Annotated in this window: 14 protein-coding genes and 1 pseudogene; 6 read left to right on the top strand and 9 right to left on the bottom strand. The window is 53.2% G+C overall.

The genetic code is table 11. The annotated features are described in order from the left end of the window. Window positions 1–609: 609 nt before the first annotated feature. Entirely contained in the window at window positions 610–1,422 is an 813-nt protein-coding gene (locus tag PSH57_RS10660; protein ID WP_305390346.1) for a helix-turn-helix domain-containing protein, read from the bottom strand. A gap of 424 nt (window positions 1,423–1,846) precedes the next feature. On the opposite strand from PSH57_RS10660, the gene PSH57_RS10655 reads away from it, so the two are divergent. Together PSH57_RS10655 and PSH57_RS10650 are read left to right on the top strand one after the other, a co-directional pair. After that, window positions 1,847–2,764 (top strand): LysR family transcriptional regulator, encoded by a 918-nt coding sequence (locus PSH57_RS10655; RefSeq protein WP_305389403.1) that lies wholly within the window; start codon window positions 1,847–1,849, stop codon window positions 2,762–2,764. 240 nt (window positions 2,765–3,004) lie between these two features. Then, complete coding sequence (locus PSH57_RS10650; RefSeq protein WP_305389401.1) at window positions 3,005–3,709, top strand: hypothetical protein; 705 nt, start codon at window positions 3,005–3,007, stop codon at window positions 3,707–3,709. A gap of 83 nt (window positions 3,710–3,792) precedes the next feature. On the opposite strand, the gene istB is transcribed toward PSH57_RS10650, so the two are convergent. Next, window positions 3,793–4,581 (bottom strand): IS21-like element helper ATPase IstB, encoded by a 789-nt coding sequence (istB, locus tag PSH57_RS10645; protein WP_123359355.1) that lies wholly within the window; start codon window positions 4,579–4,581, stop codon window positions 3,793–3,795. Next, on the bottom strand, window positions 4,578–5,600 hold the full coding sequence (istA, locus tag PSH57_RS10640) for an IS21 family transposase (RefSeq protein WP_305385343.1): 1,023 nt from the start codon (window positions 5,598–5,600) through the stop codon (window positions 4,578–4,580). The genes istB and istA overlap by 4 nt, the downstream gene beginning before the upstream one ends. A 23-nt stretch (window positions 5,601–5,623) precedes the next feature. Between istA and PSH57_RS10635 the strand changes: the two genes are divergently transcribed. After that, window positions 5,624–7,600, top strand: coding sequence for a recombinase RecF (locus PSH57_RS10635; protein ID WP_305389400.1), 1,977 nt, complete (start codon window positions 5,624–5,626; stop codon window positions 7,598–7,600). Window positions 7,601–7,801: 201 nt separating this feature from the next. Here PSH57_RS10635 and PSH57_RS10630 read toward each other — a convergent pair whose 3' ends face one another. Genes PSH57_RS10630 through PSH57_RS10615 form a run of 4 tightly spaced genes read right to left on the bottom strand, consistent with a single transcriptional unit; the run spans window position 7,802 to window position 15,378 of the window. Continuing rightward, complete coding sequence (locus tag PSH57_RS10630; protein WP_305389398.1) at window positions 7,802–8,848, bottom strand: Wadjet anti-phage system protein JetD domain-containing protein; 1,047 nt, start codon at window positions 8,846–8,848, stop codon at window positions 7,802–7,804. Next, a complete protein-coding gene (locus PSH57_RS10625; RefSeq protein ID WP_305416544.1) occupies window positions 8,848–13,182 on the bottom strand; it encodes a coiled-coil domain-containing protein in 4,335 nt (1,444 codons plus the stop codon). Before PSH57_RS10625 ends, PSH57_RS10630 begins: the two co-directional genes overlap by 1 nt. Before the next feature lie 9 nt (window positions 13,183–13,191). Then, entirely contained in the window at window positions 13,192–13,902 is a 711-nt protein-coding gene (locus PSH57_RS10620) for a DUF6063 family protein (protein WP_305389392.1), read from the bottom strand. 9 nt (window positions 13,903–13,911) lie between these two features. Then, window positions 13,912–15,378: a hypothetical protein gene (locus PSH57_RS10615; RefSeq protein WP_305389391.1), complete on the bottom strand. Its 1,467-nt coding sequence runs from the start codon at window positions 15,376–15,378 to the stop codon at window positions 13,912–13,914. A gap of 94 nt (window positions 15,379–15,472) precedes the next feature. Between PSH57_RS10615 and PSH57_RS10610 the strand changes: the two genes are divergently transcribed. The 3 genes and pseudogenes from PSH57_RS10610 to PSH57_RS10600 form a co-directional block, all read left to right on the top strand. Beyond that, the gene (locus PSH57_RS10610; protein WP_473774567.1) at window positions 15,473–16,390 is read left to right on the top strand and encodes a BrxR family transcriptional regulator; all 918 of its coding nucleotides are present in this window, start codon (window positions 15,473–15,475) and stop codon (window positions 16,388–16,390) included. A gap of 453 nt (window positions 16,391–16,843) precedes the next feature. Then, the gene (locus PSH57_RS10605) at window positions 16,844–17,509 is read left to right on the top strand and encodes an ImmA/IrrE family metallo-endopeptidase (protein WP_340368601.1); all 666 of its coding nucleotides are present in this window, start codon (window positions 16,844–16,846) and stop codon (window positions 17,507–17,509) included. Window positions 17,510–17,803: 294 nt separating this feature from the next. After that, window positions 17,804–17,977, top strand: a pseudogene (locus tag PSH57_RS10600) (IS4 family transposase); the annotation flags it as partial. Between the two features lie 63 nt (window positions 17,978–18,040). Here PSH57_RS10600 and PSH57_RS10595 read toward each other — a convergent pair. Further along, on the bottom strand, window positions 18,041–18,841 hold the full coding sequence (locus PSH57_RS10595) for a hypothetical protein (RefSeq protein WP_305389390.1): 801 nt from the start codon (window positions 18,839–18,841) through the stop codon (window positions 18,041–18,043). Window positions 18,842–18,988: 147 nt separating this feature from the next. Then, complete coding sequence (locus tag PSH57_RS10590) at window positions 18,989–19,435, bottom strand: hypothetical protein (protein ID WP_305389389.1); 447 nt, start codon at window positions 19,433–19,435, stop codon at window positions 18,989–18,991. Window positions 19,436–19,499 lie beyond the last annotated feature (64 nt).

Here is a 19,499-nt window from a genome sequence, read left to right as displayed (position 1 = left end):
ATATGACCCTCTCGCGGAGGAAGGTCGGAAACCCGTCCAGGACATATAGCTCTAAAGCACCCTCGTGGCAGGTGTAAACCCGCGACAGCAAACCCCACGTATTTGTCGTCAAGGGGCGGAGTATTGTACTCATTATGCTAACCCTCAAATTTATCTTATCATTAAATACGCAGTACAACCTCGGCAACATCAGCGATGGCCGCAGGAAGCGAATCAAACCATGATTCTGTTACTGACTAGATGATCGTCGACTCCACAAGTGAATCAGGACCTCGGATTTTTACCCAAACAGATGACTACAATGCATACAATCACGATTATCATTGTGGAACAGTCCAGAAAATCGGGATCGCAATGCTCAGACCGGTGCTGGAAGCAGAAGTGTTTGATAGGGGGGGGTCGCTTAGGCCTTTATTACCCTGGCAGCGATATCCTCGAGAGAGAAGACTAGCTTAACTTCACTCCCGCCGCCTCGGGATGGCTTTAGAGCTACCGCGTGTTGCTCCGAGACAGTAACTAGCGCACTTAAAGCCATCCAAAACTTCCTCCCCAGCCGCCCCGCAATCCTATGCCCCGAAAAGCTTACAGCAATTTATGACCTCCCCGCATTCAAATAAGCTCAAATAACCCATTAACCATCTTTGTCTGCCTGAGCCTCCCCTTAAGATCATCATCAACTTCCTCAGTATCCACTGGATAAAGCCGCACTCGACGGTAGGCACTGTAATGGCCGATATCCGCCCCCAAAAAGTCCCACACCACTCTAGTACAAACAGGCGCACGGTGATCGCACGTGGACACCCCCATTTTCAATCCATTGAGACGTGTGATCCGACTCTTGTAACTGGGGATCAGTATAGTTTGGCTGATCTCGTTAGAGGTGTGTGTCTCGTAATCGACCAGAAATAGCCTGTCCTGCAAATAATACGCAACCCCTTGGTATCGATAGCATTCAAAATCCTCTACGCCCGGAATATTGGATTGAGAACGTTCATTTCGCTCATAGACAAAGTAGCCATCCCGCTCATGAATATGCACAAGCGAACACGAAATGTGCCCAGGATTCGACATTGCGTAACAATACTCGTGGTAGTACCCCGTCAACAGTCGAATTTGCGGTGAGGAGCATTGTTTAAGATGTTCTAGAGCTCGCTGGGGAGCGGCCATCTGTATCGACGACGCCGTTTGCCTTGCTCGTCCCCCGATGAGATTGATGAACTGGTCCGTCGGCAGGACGATCTCATACTCCTCCACTCCGAAGAAATCACAAATGCGTTTCAGATTGAATGCAGCCGGAAAGCTCTGCCCACTCAAGTATTTGTTGAATTGGCCACGATTAATACTCAGCTTCCGACAGACCTCGGCAATAGAACGGTAGTAGCGGCAAAGCTGTTTCAAATTGGCAGAAAAATACTCACGCATTTCAATCACTACTTATTCGCGAAGACACAGGACAACGTAAAAGTAGCAGCAACTCGCATCACTTTCGAACAACGAGAGCAATTGCGCCTGACCAGATAATGTCCAAACATTGCAGGCACATGGATCGACTCCCACTTTCCGCTCTACGGGATAGATTACAACTACAAGGCAAGGTAACTAATACTACAACACAAATCACACCCCTCTTCCTGAGTAAGCGGTCGATTCACACGGAGCCAATGAGCATTTAAAGATCCACACCTCCAAATATGCTGGAGATACTCGAATCAGCTATTCACCCCTAGCGAAGACTTTTCACTCGGGGATTTGAATCCACTCAGAACCGGTCACGAGCAATAATCGAAAGACATCCAAACAGACAACCATAAACCCCAATACCATCTATTAAAGCTAAGGAAAGCACTTGGAACTTCGTCATTTGCGCAGCTTCATGGCGGTTGCGGAGGAGTTGCACTTTGCGCGCGCTGCTGAACGACTGCACATAGAGCAATCTCCCTTGTCCAGGACCATCAAAGAACTCGAATCAGATATAGGCGCACAATTGTTTGATAGAAACTCGCGAGGCACTCGGTTAACCGTCCCCGGCCAGGTCCTGGTTGAATCGGTCCAACGAATTTTCCAAGCCGTAGAACAAGCAAAGCACAGCGTGCAGGCCGCGGCTGCCGGTTACCGAGGGTCCTTGCGGATTGCACTGTCTGATGGAGTACTGCCTCAACGTTTGAGCGCTGTTTTAGCGCGTTGCCGAGAGGAAGAACCAGAGGTGGAAATACGGCTATTTGAGGTCTCGCTGTCTGAGCAACTAAGAGGCTTACGCGAGGACCTCTTCGACGCGGGTTTTGCTCGCTCTGAAAATGTCGGACAAGGCTTGGCGGCACAGGCCGTATGGCAAACACCTTTGACCGTGGCCGTGCCTGCGCGTCATCCCCTTTTAGCCTTTCAACAAATTCCACTGGCAGAAGCGCTGAGGTATCCACTGGTGTTGTTCGATCCACAAACGCATAGCGGACTCCATCAGCAAATTGACAGACTCTTACGACAAACTCCGATACAGGCAACCGTTATCGAACACGTTTCCAGCCACGAAGTGATGCTGACGCTTGTTGCCGCAGGGTACGGGCTTGGGCTGACCTGTGAAGCGCAGATGACACTATGTCAAAGCGCCGAGGTTGTGAGTCGCCCTCTGGCGGGCAACACACCGCTGCTAACCAACTACTTACTAGTGCCCTCAAGAGCCCCTGGTGAACAGTTGAGCCGATTCATTGCCAGAGCGAAAAATACAGACTTGGTTATTTGCTCTGGCGACGAAAACGAAACGGCCTGATGGATTTGGACATGTGTCAGACCTCAGGTACATCACGGCATTCGCTTTAGCGATCCAAGAGCCCCCTAAAACGCCTCTGCGGACAGTGCTTGGCTTCCCAGAGGCGAGCCCTAGGACCGAGACTCCACAAGTCATGGCTGCTGCCATCAACAAACCGGTATCACCCGAGACGCATTTCGTCTTTCTCTCTAATCATGTTGACGCTTCTATGAAGGGACATAGCGAGCCACGGAGCGACGTATGAATCGATATCCTCATCAACAAGGCATCAAGGTGCACTACAGCCCCCTCGAAGCAGCGATCCGCTGGAGTAACCTGCTGGAGCAAGAAATCAACATACTTGTAGCAACTGCACAGATGGCCGACGTGTGCGCAGATACCCTGCCCCTCTGGCCTGTGGTGGGATTGAACCTCGAACGTCTGTATGACGCGATGCGAAACGGCGACTTACCTTACGGAAATGCCGGAATCACGACCAAAGATCCGGCACTGCTCGATGCTCCTGGGCTCACCATCAGGCATGTGGATTTGAAGCAGTGGATGGCGAAAACTTATCCCGATCAGAAACCGGGCTTTTTATTTGACGAGCTCGAGCGTCAGCTACACCCAGTCATCAATCTGGATACTGTTCAGGCATTGCTGCTGCAAATCAAAACGCTCGAAACTCAACTGAGCAACCGCGCCCAACATCGCCAGCCAAGGCCAGTGGACTGTAGCCCGAACCTCCCTCCTAGAGCTGAAACAACTTACCTGAATATCGTTGGCGGCCTGCTCACGTTACTGCTGGGACAATCACCCAGTGGTGTGCGCTATTCATCCTTCAACACCCTAGCGTCCGTTATCAGCGCCTTGATCGCCCATCACAACGGCCGCCCAGGCATCACGGAGCGCACCTTACGGGCAAAATTTGCTGAGGCCAAACGCCAGCTCTCAGCCCCGTCATAGCGCAATAGCTGTCAACACCGGTTGAAAACTGACCCACCCTACCGAAGTAAAACTGACCCACCCCGGCGGTATTTAAAGTCTGTTTATAGCTTCGGCGAAGCCGTCTCTCGCGGTACCACCTGGCCAGATTTCAACTTGTCCTTCAACCGGTAACTTTGCCCGCTGACCTGAACGATATGCGCATGATGCAGAAGCCGATCCAATAGCGCGGCGGTCAGTGTCGAGTCATCCGCAAAGGTCGTTGCCCACTGGCTAAACGGCAAATTGCTGGTCAGCACGATGCTGCCATGTTCGTAGCGTTTGGCGATGACGTTGAAGAACAGATTTGCTTCGTCACGGCCAAAAGGCAGGTAGCCTATTTCATCGATCACCAGCAATTTCGAGCGCTGCACCACTCGACTGAAATACTGAGCCAAGCGCCCCTGGTGATGTGCGGCGACCAGTTGCAATGTCAGATCGGCGGCGGTGATGAACTTTGTCGAGATGCCCGCCATGATCGCCCGGTGAGCTAGCGCGCTGGCCAAGTGCGTTTTGCCAACGCCGGACGGCCCCAGCAGCACCACGTTTTCCTTACGCTCGATAAAGGCCAGTCCGGCCAGTTCAAGGATCTGACTTTGCGGCGCTCCGCTGGCGAATTTGAAGTCGTATTGCTCAACGGTTTTTACAGCCGGCAGCCCGGACAAGTGCAGCAGTGTCTGTCGTCGCCGTTCGTTTCTGGCGCGATCTTCACCCAACAGAAGTTGTTCCAGGAAGTCGGCGTAACTCGTTTCTTTTTCGGCTGCTCGCTGCGCCAGAGCGGGCCAGTCCGTGGCGAAGGTATCGAGTTTGAACTGTTGGCAGAGCGCTTCAATGCGCAGGTGTTGAAGACTCATGCTCGCACCTCAAGCAGGGCTTGGTAGACCGACAGTGGATGTTGCAGGCTCTCCACCGGTATGGGCTGAATGGCTTGTATCAGAGCGCTCGGAACGTCTTGAAGCGCTGGCAGCGGCAGCAAATAGTGCACCTCTTTATCCAGGCGATACTGAGGGATTTCACCGGTCGTAGCGTGAGTTCGGGCATTGGCGATATCGATCAGCCAAGGGCCGATTTTGCTGTTCGCGACTTCGACATCCAGCACCAAACCGACCTGATTAAGTGTCGCTGCCAGCGGCACGACGAAACTGTTTTTCAGGTAGTGGTTGAAGCGCTCAACCTTGCCCTTGGTTTGCGCTCGATAGGGCCGGCAGACCTTTGGCGTAAAGCCATAGCGTTCTGCCAAGCTCAACAGAGCCGGGTTCCAACGGTGCTCGCCGGGGCCATAGACATCGCGCTCTTGGATGATGGTCTTGGCGTTGTCGAACAACACTTTGCGTGGCGTGCCGCCGAAGAAATGCAGGGCTTTTTCAATGCCAGCGCACCAGGCTGCGGAGTCTTCCCGTCGCGAGAAAACAACGTAAGTGGCGCGACTCCAACCCAGCGTTGCGACAAATGCCAACAGCGGATCGCGGCCACGTCGAATGATCGTGAAATCCGCCTGCATCTGTTCGCCAGGCTCTGTTTCAAAGCGCACAACGGGCTCGTTGGCCTTGGATTTCAAGGTCAGCAGAAAGCTGGTGAGGATGGAGTAACCGCCCGTATAGCCCTGTTCTCGGATCTCTCTGAGCAGAACAATCGCAGGGATCCAGTGTGGCCGAGCGGTATCTACGCGCTGACGCAGGAAGGCCTCGAAAGGCGCAAGCTTGCCCACGCGCTCCGCGCGCGGGCCGTAGACGACGGGTTGGCGCTGGGCTTGTAATTTGAGGTGGCGTCGAATGGTATTGCGTGAGCAGCCCATCTGCCGAGCGATAGCTCGAATAGACAAACCCTGACGAACAAGAACACTGATTTCCACGTGTTGCTCCTTGGACAGCATGGGCAGCTCGCAAAAGCTGCATTTTGCCCAAGTGGGTCAGTTTTCAACCGGTAGGGTGGGTCAGTTTTGCATCGGTACTGACATTCACGCCGGCCAACCTCCGTGAGAACGAGTTTCTAGACGAAGTTTTCGGCAGAAACTTCCGGGAAAATTTCACCTTCCTCAACTACCTTGAGCAAGGGCAGAACAAACTGCTTCACACGCGGGTAGACGAGCGTAAAGACCAGCTTGGCAACCTGTTCAACATCAACGATGTTGCAGCTGAGATTGAAAATTGCCGCTCACTCTCGACAAGGTTCACAAAATTCCTAGGGGACGAAAAACGCAAAGCTGATGAAGAAGCGCTTAACAATGAGTGCACAGCCCTGCGCGCGATGGTGCAAGCCGATCTGGGAAATATTGATTACAAAAAGCTGTCCACTGTTGAGGTTGGGCCGGGTTGGGATAAGGAAGATCCCTTCCCTACCTACGACTCGGAGATTCACACCCAGTTCTCGAACGCCATTCGCAAGCTAAATGGCCTGCTCCCTCAGAAAGCAGCCATTCGGGTCAGAGCTCAGAATGATGCCATCAATGCGGACATCGAGTCGCACGCGGAGTCGCTGAGCAGCTTGGCACTGCTGGGCACCGACTTGAACAAACTAGATGACCTGGAACAGATCAAAAAGGAGCTCGACGGGCTCGATAAAGCAGCCAAAATCGTCAAGAAAGGTGCTTCCGCCATCACTGCTGAGCAGGCACGAACACTGCCAAGTTGGGCTGCTGGTCGACTTGAATGGTTTGAAGAACAAATCAAAACGCGTAATGACCTGAACATCAAGAACACAGCCAATGACAGCGCCGCTGCCGAACTGGCCCGACTGAAGCAGCAGTTGCTTGATGAGCACGCCAAGCTTTATCCGGACGACAAGTTTTGCCCGTTGTGCGGGAATGACTGGAAAACTCACGTTGCGATGCTCGAAGCGATTGAGGTCAGAGCCCAAAAAATCTCTGACACCTTAGGAAAGGATGGGAAGGCACTCGTCGCGTTGACCACTGCGATGACCACTGAGTTGGGCACCATTGATACATTCATTCAGGGGCGCGAAGCGATCCTGAAACCTGGGTACAACGAGGCACTGCATCAGGCACTGGTCAAAGTTAAAACCCGCCTCCCTGCAATCCAGCAGCTCCTGGAACGGCTCAGGGGCGAAGGCATTCTGATCACCTTCACATTCAACAACGACGAAGTGGTGACAGAGACTCGCCTGGAAGAACTGCGAAAATCGATGCACGCCAAAAAAACGGACGAGACAGTGGTGCTCCCTGACGATTGGCAGCAAACCATCGAAGCAGTCTTCAAGGACTTGCAGGATTTTTACATTTTCGACGCTCAGGATCTGGCAAAAAAAGAGCTCTACATCACGATCAAAGCCAACGAAGCGCAGAGCAGCCGACTTCAAAAATGCCTTGAAGAACTGCAGAAAATGCAACGCGAGACGGAGGCCGCAACCAGAGCAAAGGGCAAGGTCATCCAGCTCCGCGCTACCTTGGAGAAAGCGGAGCAGAAGTATGCAGATCAGACCATCTCGGAGATCGAGCTCATCTTCCACATCTACAGTGGGCGACTGATCCAGAACTACCAACGCGGCCTTGGGTTGTTCATCGAGAGCCGAGATGGCAAGCAGCTCAGGTTCCTGACGGCAGAAAAATCTGAGCATGACGCTGTCATGTCCATGAGCACGGGCCAGGTGTCGGCGCTGAGCCTGGCCTTCTTCCTATCGCTCAACAAGGTCTACGCAGAAGTCCCGCTTATCCTCATCGACGATCCATCCCAATCTCTAGACGAGGTGAACATCGCATCTCTGACCGACCTGCTCCGCTGTGAGCTCAAACATAGCCAGTTGATCGTGTCGTCGCACGAGGACGATATCTCGGCGTACATGCGCTACCGCTTCAACCGGGCCGGTCTGACGACGAGCTCGCTCAACATGCAACGCTTGGCCAAGCAAGCGTCCTAATGGTCACCGCGTAGCAATTCAGCGACAGGGGTAACCAGAACGAGTCATCGATACTGACGCCTTCGAAGTCGGGGTGCATGGAGCGCCCCGGATACGTCAATGCTTCGACATTACCAGGCAAGATCAATGATGGCTGCGCGAAGCCTTCGATATCCAAAGCCTATTGTCCGCAGCCGGCACAACGATCATTTTGTCGCTAGCCTACGACTGAGCGGCTGCAGATAAATTATCGATAGAGGCTTTGTTTAAGCCTAGTTCATAAGGCTGGGATAAGAGTTGCTCAAGCCCTATGCCCTCTTGTGGCAGACAGTCGCCTTCCTTCCACACATCGTGGACTTCCTGAGCGAGTTCAGGTATCCACGAAGTAACCGCTTGGTTGTCACCTGCGTAAAGGATGGGCAGTGGCCTGTGGCGACCAATAGTCAGCAGCTTTCGGTAGAGCCAGATCGCCGGGTACAGCTGGGTCTTATGCTTAGAGTTGTATCGCAGCGGTATTGAAACACCCTCGGGGTCCAGATCTCCGAAGTATTCCGCTCCATCACCGTCAACCTCCCTGATGACTTCATCCAGCGCTGTGCCCGTCGACGTAATGGCGCTACCCGCGCCATATACGACGGCCGCGTAGCGATGTGCGGTGTCGTTCCATTCGCCAAGGCTGAAGAACGTGTGATGGTTTTCCACGACCAGCACCGGCCGCCCTGGTTTGCCAGGCTGCTGTCGGTAAGGCAAGGGAAGGTCCACCTTTCTGGCACCAATCGCTGACAGAGCAAGCCTGCCGCCAAAAAGTGCATTGGATCGCACCCTGCCATCGAGGTATTTCTCATCCCGGAACATCTCAAGCGATCGCTCGCGCAACGGCACCGTCATAAAGCGCCCCTTGCGTCGGATGAGCCATTCGTTGATGACCTTGGCAGTGACCTTTTCGCTTTCCGTCAATTGCATCCAGAACCCCAGTTCCGGCATCCAGGAAACGGCTGTCCAGTCTGGTTTCAACACCGAGATCGTTTCAACAATCACGGTGATAAACATGGGCATGGCCGGATTGCCAATACGCTCGAAACTGCGGGGAGAAGGAAGTCTCAAAATACCTTGCTCATCGCCAGCCCTAAGGGCCTCCATGAGTAACCTATCCCGATTGGGATGCTGTTGGAGCTCTGGATGGTGTTCTATCCAGAGGCTCCTTAACTTCAGCAGCTCTATGCGCTTTTTACGGCTGCCGCGCAACGCTTCAAAAAAAGCAATGCTCATCAATTTGCACCTGCTCTTTGCACCGCAGTATTGAAGGTTGCAGTTGCCATCTGAATGTGAGATCGCCCACTTTTCACGCCCTCCTTGCGCAGGCGGATCACTCGCTGAAAGCCGGCAAGGATGTTCACATCCTTCATGGCTGTGAAGAAAATCAACTGCACACCAATGGCCTCGGCCAGCATGATCTGGACATCAATCAACGCCCGGGTCTGTACCTTGGCAAACGGGTTATCAAGAATAAGGGGACACCCGCCACCGCGCTTAGTGACGGCCTGATGGGTACGCCGCAGTTGGCTCATCATCAGGTACATGAACATGGCGATGACCACCCCTTGGCCGCCGGACTTTTTCAGCCGCCCGGCATCCTGATACTGGTGATCGGCATTCTGCTCCATTTGCAATAATTGCAAGCCGAACGCGCGTTGTGGGGAAAGGTTGATCATGCCGGCCGCGACCAGGTCCGCACCATGTTCAGGAATGACCTTAGCCTCGATCAACGTGTTCAAGTAATGCCGGATAGAAGCCTTCCCTGCTTCCGTCGAAACACCTGTAATCAGGTGACGCATCTTCATGATGACTTTGCCACCAACATAGGGGGCGCCTTTTGGCACCATGACCTGGCAAGCTTTCTTCAGGACACTCATGCCCTCTTCTACCAACTGATGCACTTCGCCCACGCAATTCTCAAAGTCGGGCAGCATGCCGTCCAGCTCAGACTTAGAGGCATCCGTACGCTCAACGATCAGCATCATCAGTCGCTCAAAATCGCTGCAGGTGGTTTCAAATGAGTTGCTCGACAGTTCGTGGGCAAGGCCCGGATCAACGTCCTGCACGGCCTTTGACTTCACCACATCTGTAAACCCATCGAAGTGCGACTGAGCCAATTTTCGAGCTTCTTCCAGACCGACACTTTGCTGCTTATAGCGGTCGAGTACCGCCATCACTTGCGCTTCGCCGTCACCTTCAAGCTCAATAAACTCAGGAGCGGCAGCCTCATGAGGAACCGCAGAAGTGAGCATTTTCTTATGTTTGTTCAGCACATCGACGTTCTTCTTGCTTTGAGCACGCCCCTGCAATGCTTTCTCGGCTTCTTTCTGATCGGAAACCAGAGCTTTCTCAAGCTGATCCGTATTATCCTGGACCATCACGATCTGTTGCGCAAGTTCATCATCGCTGAGTGATAAGACATCATCAGAGGGTTGAGGGTGATCAACTTTGGCGAAGAAGGCCTCTCTTTCGCTGCTAGCCACCGCATGTGCATTCGATGATGATACGAATGCCTGTTCGTACAAACCGACTTGCGTTATCTGGGCCGTGCGTTCATGTGCCAGATCGAGGCTTAGCAGGTTGATCACGGCTTCTTCTCGCAGATCGGAAAATTCAAGCCTGTACTCCTCTCGAGACGTGGCTTCCGCTTTGCGCAATTGCTCGAGGGTTACCCGACGAACGCCCAATCGCTCAGTTTCTTCAGCATCAAATACGACTTTGTCGGAATCGTAGTTCTTGATCAATGCCTGCAGATCGAAACCAGATTCAAGAGCTGTTCGATAATCGAAGCTGGGATCGAAAATCTCGGTGAGGTCTTTGCGACTCAGCAACTGCTGGGCGCTCCCCGCAAGATCAAACTGCAATTGCTTCGAGTGGTTGATGGCCTCTGTTTCTGAATCAATCAGTTGCTCAAGAGCTTCACTTTCTTTTTCCGCCTTTTTCAGAGACGCTTGCACTGTTGCCAACTGTTGCTTCCATTGCGCAAGCGGCTGTTCATATTCGTGCGAATAACGCTCCAGACGCTGGACCCTGCTGGCCTGATTGGCGATTTCACTTGGAATTGGGTCTATCTCTTTATCAAGTCCCTTCGCACGCTCTAGCACCTCAGCGGCTTCTTCCAGGCACCCTGCCTGCAGGGTCGTGAACGCCTGTTCTTCCTCGTAGTGAGTCTGAATGCTTCGCTCAAGCTCCGCGATTCGCACGGCGCCGAAGCGCTCTTGATAGTCCTTGAGTTTGTTGGCTGCATCACGTGCTTCGTTGCGGCGCTGAATGTGTGCGTCGCGCGTGCCTGAGATTTCAGCGATTCGTTGTTCAAAACCGACCAGCGCGGCAGCCGCGGCTTCCAGGTTATAGGCAGAATCGTCTTCCGCCGATATCACGACCCGATCTAATGCCGCGACGGCCGCATCAACGGTGGCAAGGGCGACAGTTACCGGGGCACTCAGGGATAAGTTAGCACCCGCAACAATCTTGCACGATTTCTCCCACTCTTCGGAGCCCACGCAAACACCGAGAAACCGGGCGGAGTCGGAGTCGACCAGTCGACGGGCCTCTTCAGCATTGGGGACAACATTGGCAATGTAGGAGTTGGTTGCTCGCGCAGAATGAATGCCGGCAGTCCGGAGTAACCGGACAACTTGATCGACGTCATCGCTTTGGCCCGCAAGTTCGGATTCTTCGATGGACTGTTTGGCGCGCTCGAGGTTAGCCAGGCGAATGTCCCGCTCCAGCACTTCACGGTCCATGGATTGGATAAATTCGTAAACGGTGCCCAGCAGCGTCAGGGAATCAGGGTCACATAGCTCAGCTTCGACCACCGAACACAGCAACCGATTTTGTTGAAGGTCTTCTTGAAGGGTTCTGGCATCACCGACTTCTCTGTTCAGATTTTCTCGGATGTGCGCTTCCGCTTGAGCCCGCAATCCATGCTGCGCCGCTTGCTCACGAAGAAGGTCAACGTGTTGTAGGTGGCCCGTTCGTTCCGCGCGCAAGCTGTCGAGGCGATTTTGCGCCTGGGCAATGGCCGCCGTAATTCTTTCGATCGCAGCAGCGGCGTCATGATCGAACGCACCAAGTACCCCGTCGTCCAGCAAGCTGTTGCGTTGTATCTCGGCATTATCGATGTCGGCCCCGACTTTTGCCTCCTCTTGCTGGAGCGCCCTGATGGATAAGCTCAACGTTTTAATGTGGGCCTTGGCTTGCGTTGCTGCTTCAGCAGCCGCCAGCTCAACATTTTTCTCCGCCAAGCGTTTGTCGTCGTTCTGTTTCAGTAAAATATCGATAGCGCCACGAAGCAGCGCTCCCTGTCTTTCGAGTGTTTCTTTGATAGGGCGCAAGCCCTCAACTTCTTCTGCCAGCGACCGCTCCTCAATGAGAACCTGCTCATGAGCGTTGGTGATCTTCTTGTACGAAGTGGCACCATTGAGATGTCTCAGACGCAATTGAGCCGCGTCCTTACCAGCCGTGGCCTCTTCAAACGCCGCCGCAGTGCGATCCACACGGCGCGTATGCTGCAAAGCACGCATTGAAAGCGTGGACGCGCGCTGATGTACCAGTAGCGCCTGGTTTTCCACAATGCGTGAGTTGAGGGTATCGATCAGGTCACCAAAATCAGTGACCTGCTTTTCTTCACTTAAACGAACCAGCTCCATGGCGGCGGCCAGTCCCGACGCACGGCGTAACAACCCGGTTCGCGCTTCCAGTGCAAGCTCAAAAGCTTTAGAGGATTCACCCAGGGGCTTCATGGACGACAGGATTTTGGCCAACTGTATAAGCCGCGCCTCAAGGCGAGGCTTATTCTGGTATTTGTCCGCCACATTCACCACGGTGTTGCGCACCGTTTGAGCGCGTTCGGGGTCCATCGTCAGTGCCATGAGCTTACGAATCAGATCCTCTTCATCCTTGAAGGTTAAAAAGCCGCTTTCCAGGCCACCTTCTTGCCCATTGAATTGTCGTTGCATGACCAGAAGATCGAGATCCAGCAGCCGCGTGGTGGCAAGGTGCGTGGTCCAATCGTGCTGATTGCGAGTGTGGTAAAAATCTTCAGGGCACTTCCTGTACATCTGGGTTAACCACTGATTGAGCTCTGCCATCGTGCTCACTCCAGGCATGCCAAGCGGGTTAATGCCGGGCGCCGGGATATCTTCAAAGGTTATGTCGTGCTGGGACTCGAACGCAAAAAACACCCGATCAAGATCATTACCGCGCTCAATGACATCTCGTGTTGCAACGGCTTGGGCAATGACCAGTTTGTAGTCCTTGCCCCCAGGCAGTCGTGATGGCATCGACCACTCGATGATGATGAAAGATGGTTTTCCGTCTTTAGCGAAATATTCATTGAACTGGTGGTTGGGGTTCTGCATGTGCTGAATGAACAGATCCCGGCGTGGCTCGAAAATGCTGAACACGTACGACAGCAGTGAGGTCTTGCCACCGGTATTCTCCAGATTGACGATAGCATTGACCGCCTCGTGCGTATCCGGCGCAGTAAAATCGAGCAAGGTCTGGTCGTACCAGGCAGTGGCAGTGCCGTAGCGGCAAACATGCATTCGAGTGATTTTTTGCATACAAAATCCTCAGGCCGTTGCGCCGGAACGCACATAGTCAAATAGTCGCGGTAACGTCCGTTCACGCAACTGAATACGCAGTCGATGGGTGGCGGTATATTCAACCGCTTCGCTCTCATCTTGAGCCCCCACGTTATTCACCAATCCGTAATCAATCAGGTAGTTGAGTGCCATGCGCACCAATCCTTCAATCGAATTTGGTGACGCGCGATCGGCTTGGGGGATCGAAACTGGCAGGCTGTGAATGTAGCTCCAGCCGGGTCGCAGCTCCTCTCGGGAGTAATCATCGGAGTCTTCGAGTGCGTTCATGCGCCCGGACAAAGCAGTCAAGGTGTCTCTGAACATGGCCAGCGTCGCCGGCATCGGAAACCGGCTGTCATCTTCAATCAGAGCGGTCGTTGGATAAAACACCGCGCAGATGGCCAGGAAGCTCAGTGCCAGCGCCACGCGCTGGTCTTCAGACAGATTTTTGCGAAGATCGACAAGACGTATTGAGAAGCGGCTTTCCTTACGTGTCGGGGCGATGATCAAGCCTCGCTCGCTGACATCAAGCACTACCAGTTCCATCCCTTCGGCAATTTCCGCGAGGACCTGCTGCAATTCTGGGCTGGCGCGGTACCGAGCCAATAGCTCGCGATACTCCACGTCATTGGCCGGGGTCGCACTTAAATTAAGTGCCCGATAAATCAGACGTGCAGCGGCGCTGTTCTGGTTATCCAAATGAACCTCCTAAACCTTTGTCTTGACGTCGAATCTGAGGTTGTCGCCTCGGACCACCCAGGTTTCGTATTCACCATCGAGCACCGCATGGTGGTTTTCAAATTCTGATTCGCTGTCGGGGAAGCTGCGGTAAAGGCAGAACGCAATGCACTGCTGCTCAATCGCACTGAAGCCTTCGTTGACTCCCGCATCTATCAGTTCATCAATCCGCCAAGAGCGGTTTTCTTCAAATTTTGCGGATAGCCATTGAGAAATTTTGACAACCAATTGATCTGGAAAGGGATCCGGCCAGACCTGGAACGGCTCGATCTCATCGTCATCCTCGTCGTCATCTGCGTCCTTGGTTAACTGACGTCGCTCCAGCAGAATGCTAAGCAGGTTCGATAAATCAGGTGCTTTGGGGAATACTGCAGGGAACAAACTGACAATGAGATCCTCGGCCGCCAGGGCCAATTGAGCGCCTGGGCGGATCATTGCTTGCGGGAGAAGATGCGTCTCAAGATCAGGAATGCCGGTAGATTTGCGGGCACGAAACGCGGCTGTCTGAGCGTCGATGAAACGCCCTTCAGCACTGCTAACCTCCAGCTGCAGCCGAGCTCTTACGTTGCCAGCCTTCGACAACAAGTCATGCAGGCTTGAAAGCTCTTGCTTGCTCTTGATGTTTTCTACTTCACCAATCTTGTTGCGAATCGCCATGAGCAGCCGCCCCTCTTCCTCCTGGCGAGCTTTAACGTGCTGACGGGAGTCGTCTAATCGAGGTTTGATATCCGTACTCCATCTCACCGTTCCCGGTGCGCGAATCGCCTGAGTAATATGTCCCTGAATGTGTTGCCGATGCTCAATGGAAAGCACCATGGCGCGCCTGGCGAACTCCGCGGCCTGCTCAAAGCGCCCTCTCTCGATCAGGATCTGCAGCATCTTTTCCATTAGGATCTGCTGATCTTCAACGTCCACATTCAGCATGCCGATCAGAAGCAGATAACCCTCTGGTGAGGGGCGATACCGATAAACGTCATCAAGATCCGGCTCAAGATTCACCAGGCGAAAGCGGTATACGAGGGTTTGCAGAGTGGGGGCGTAAAAGTAGGTGAATTCGAATTCTTTGTAGTTCTCGGCTTTATTACTCAGGCAGCCAATCACGACATCGGCTGCCTTTGCACACGCTGAGCCGGTTTTTTCTGGCCGGATCCGACTGATCAGTGAACTCACATAGGTGTGCACATCCGCCATGCTGTACCCCGCGCCAACTGCGGATCCCTCCATCATGAAATTGAGGGTGGCCATGCACAGGTAGTGGGTGTCCAGGCGATCAAATAGCGGCTCTCCAGCCTCGTCTTGATGGAAGTTACGAGTCGCATGGAGCTGGTTCATTGGTTCCAGCAACCGCTGATTTCGCAACTGAGGCGATAAGTCGATCAACTCGCTCTTGGGCTCGCCCAGCGAATCGGATGCATCGGGCAACTGTTCGTTTGGCATAGGGCTTTCATCTGCTCAGTAGTGAGGCCAACGCCACTCTTAAATGGTCATCAATTTGATAACCTTGCATGAAGTCTATTGATGATGGTGTAGTATGGCAATCCCCTTCACCACAAAAAGTTCGACCATGCTTGAGAACCTCAGTCAGCCACAACGAGACCGCCTCGCCTTCATAGATCTCAGATTGCGCATGCTGGGCGAACTCAAGCGTCAGCACTTGATCGAGCGCTTTGACATTCAGGAAGCAGCGGCCAGTCGTGACATCGCGCTGTACAAAACGCTCAGTAAACACAACCTGGTGTATGACGCGAGTTCGCGCCTCTACAAAGCCAGTGAATCCTTCAAGAGTCTGTTTGACCCCACCGCGGAACACGCGCTGATCTGGATCACCAAGGGGCTCGGTGACGGGGAACCCAGAGACACCACGCCTGGGATTACGGTCGATTTTCCAGATCAGCTGACGTGGCCGAAGCTCGATATCCTGGGCCACGTCACCCAGGCGATTCACCAGAAATGCCCCCTGCAGATTGATTACGAGTCGCTGAACGGATCCAGCCAGCGCGTCATCGTGCCTTTTTCTCTGGTCGACAATGGACTTCGCTGGCACGTCCGTGGGTTTGACAGGAAGTCGGGCGAGTTCCGAGATTTCGTCATTACCCGGATCCGCAAGGCAAGCCCTCTTCTCGATGATGCCGTTGCTGTTCACGAGACGAGCGATCAAGACATTCAGTGGACAAGGATAGTTGAGCTGACACTTATCCCTCACCCTGATCAACCGCGACCGGAAGTCACGCTCATGGATTACGCAATGGTTGATGGGATGCTGTCGCTGAAACTTCGGGCGGCTACGGCGGGCTACACCCTACGTAAGTGGAGCGTGGACTGTTCACCAGATCACAGTCTAAGGGGGCCAGAATATAGGTTGTGGTTGTCCGATCCCTTGGCACTGTACGGTGTCAAGAACGCGATCCTTGCTCCTGGTTATGTCGCACCTGACGCGCGCGAATTTTGAATTGGATGGTAGGTGGCTCTGGCGATGGTCGTCTCGTTTTGGTGCTCAATCGGTAGGTTTGACCTCGAGCTAATCACCTTATCGCTCTGCAGGTAAAAGCCATTGACGATGATCATTCAGCTACCAGTGTTCTAATCACAGCTATTCCGTTAGCTACCGTTGATGTGTTTGATCAAAACAAAGGCAAGCTCCTATTCCACCGCATCGACACTAAGGCACCAGACGCCCCTGATGTAATCGCAGAGCCCAGGCCGGCGTCGGCATAAGCGGTACCTGGGCACGCGGGCGCTCGCATTCGACCGCCCGCGTGCTGCGCCTCGCTACCCGACAAGTGTCGAAACCGAACCGGCCACTTTGCATTAGCAGGGCCGAACAAGAATTGGGCTGCGCATAACCTGCTTTGGTTCCAGCTCACCGAGGGAGAACCTCTGAGCGTGCCACTTCCATACCTCCCTGAATCGACAGCGCTTCACCATCCTCCATGAGATTGCTCACCACGTCCTTGAACTGTCTTCCAAGCACGGAGAGAAAGTGCCTAGTGATGAGCTTGAGCGCTTCACAGGTCGTCATCAGGAAGAGATTTCGTGCGACATCTTTGCCGCCGAGTGCCTGGTTCCGTGGTCAATGATCCAACCCATGGCGGAAGAAAGGGACTTCACCTTGGAGCATCTTACCGAAGATCACTTCCAGGCGTCCCGTTCATGTATCGCTTCCAGGTTCGCTCAGGCCGCAAATGGTCACGTGGCATTCGTGGTCGCGGAGGATGGTGTGGTCAAGTATTCGATTGGTTCGAAGGCCTTGCGCGATGCCAGGGTGTGGATCACCAAAGGAATTCCCCTTCCTCAAAACTCTGCTGCAGCCAAAACGCACAGGGACGGAATAAGCGGCCTTCATGAGGCAGACATTGAGGGGACGGATTGGAGCACCAGCGATGATGCTCGGCGGTTCTCCTGCTACGAACAAGCCACCTACCACGCGCCGACCAGGCAGACTCAATCGATCTTGAATTTCGAAGAGCTCGATCCTCGCCCGGTGTCGAGCGGCTATCGGGAGAGAAATGACGACAATGACCTGCTGGAAGAGCTCGATGGGAAGCCAGGGTGGTCTAAGTATCGGTAGTAGCTCGACCGCGCGCGGGGAACTCTACCCTGTCTAAAATTCAAGCTCATATTTAATACAGATGCCACCGCCGTATCGCAGCCCCGAGTCATCAAGTAACGCTGAGGCATTTCTCAGGCACAAAAAAAGCCACTCATCTGAGTGGCTTTTTTCTGAATCTTGGAGCGGGAAACGAGACTCGTATCTGGTGTCCGACTCGTTGAAATTTAAGGGGTTTCTTTTCTTGCCCGCGCAGGAAAAGACTTAATTCTGGACTTGTTTTCTGAGGGTATCAAGATACATCGCCGTCAGTGAATCGTCACGGCAGCGGCGAACCCGACATCAGCAACGGGCAGACGCTAGGCAGAGTTAAGAGCGAGGATTGGAGGGATATTTCTGGGTCACCGTCCAAGGCCTTAGGGGCCAGGGACGGTGAAGATTTCAAAGACCCGGTTTCCGGCGGATCATAAGGCTGCTCCGCTTAAGTGACCAGCATTACGCCAATGCGGGGCTTTTTGTTTGGACAGGCTCAATCTTGGGTGAGTGCCGCACTCAAGCCGTATCTGCCCCAGCGTCATCAAACAGTTGCTTGTCGAGATTCAAGACCTTGTCCATCACCTCCTGAGGACTTCCCTTACCCTCAACGGTATGGGTCTTGTAGTTGAAATCGAGTGCTATCCAACCCTGCAGCTTCGCCTCGTAACTATTAGGATATTGTGCCTGCTCAATCGCTGGCAAATCCTTGTAATGTTCAAGTGCTGCAGTAAAGAATTTCGTCAGCTTCCCGGTTCCGTTATATTCCGCCATCGCATTGGCAACAACCTTCTGCTGCCAGGCGTATTCTCGATCGGATGACTCACTCAACGCCGCGCGGCGCTCATTAGTCGTAAAACTTCCACTGTCATCGTAGATAATCAATGAGAGCTGATCGCTCGACATACTCGCAAATGGATTTTTACCGTTGCCATTGACGAATTGCGTTGCATTTTCCGCACGAGCCAATAACACAGGATCCTGAGTGTCAGGCACTTCTGCATCATTGGCTTTTTTGTTGGCAAAATAACCATCGCCGGAAATCTTGCTCAAAAGCTCACTCGCTTTTTCGCCAAGCTCTTTCCTGCTCAAACTCGAATCCCTTGCCGCCGCGCGCACGGCACTCTCACTCAACTGCCGAGAGAGTGAAGACAGGCTACTGGTATCTTTCTGATTGCCGACAGCAGAGTTTTCAGTTGTAACCGGACTTTTCGTCAACGATTTATCTTGGCTCGCTGTCACAGTGGGAACCTGCGAGCCGGACACTGCATTTGAGTTTATTGAAACGACCAAGGTTATGCTCTCCCTGTTATCAGCCATTCCTGAATACCTGGCTAGTGAACTATTATCGGCAGCCCTCAAAAAAACTGTAATGCTCCACGATGAATGGACAAGCAGGACCGGTGCAGGCCTAGCGGCACAGGTAGGTTCTGCGCAAACAGCGCACCGCTAGGCCCTGCTTGGGCCTTACTTCATGGTGAACTCAACAGCCCAAGCGTAAGTGGAGATATTGGTTGAGGTTACTTTAGCCGTACACACGGCACCGCCGCTAGGTGTCGCAGTATTGTTCCATTTTGGAATAGTCGAACCTAATTGGCCGGGCATCCCAACGTAGGTTGCCAGGAAAGTACAGGTCTTCCCACCAATGGTATAGCGCAGGTTCGCATAGTTGGCAATAGGCGAAAGATTGCTCTGAATGGTATAAGTATTAGAGCCACCCGCCAGGACAGTAGTCATTGGCTTCGGAACCGAATTCACATTAGTCGTTGCTTCATTGCTGGTAATAATTTTGTACGTAGCATCGGCTGTCCCAAGATTTTTGAAAGTAACAGCTACTGGAGGACCTGCCAGCGCTGAACCTGCCGCCAACATACCAATAGCCAGTACCGACAAAACAGATTTCGACATTTTCATGCACTTTTTCCTTTTGATTTAAGTTCCATACATACACTTTCATGGCGCAGCGAAACCTCTCCAC

The sequence above is a fragment of the Pseudomonas hefeiensis genome, assembly GCF_030687835.1.
Classification (GTDB): domain Bacteria; phylum Pseudomonadota; class Gammaproteobacteria; order Pseudomonadales; family Pseudomonadaceae; genus Aquipseudomonas; species Aquipseudomonas hefeiensis.
This window is presented reverse-complemented; position numbering and strand designations above follow the sequence as displayed.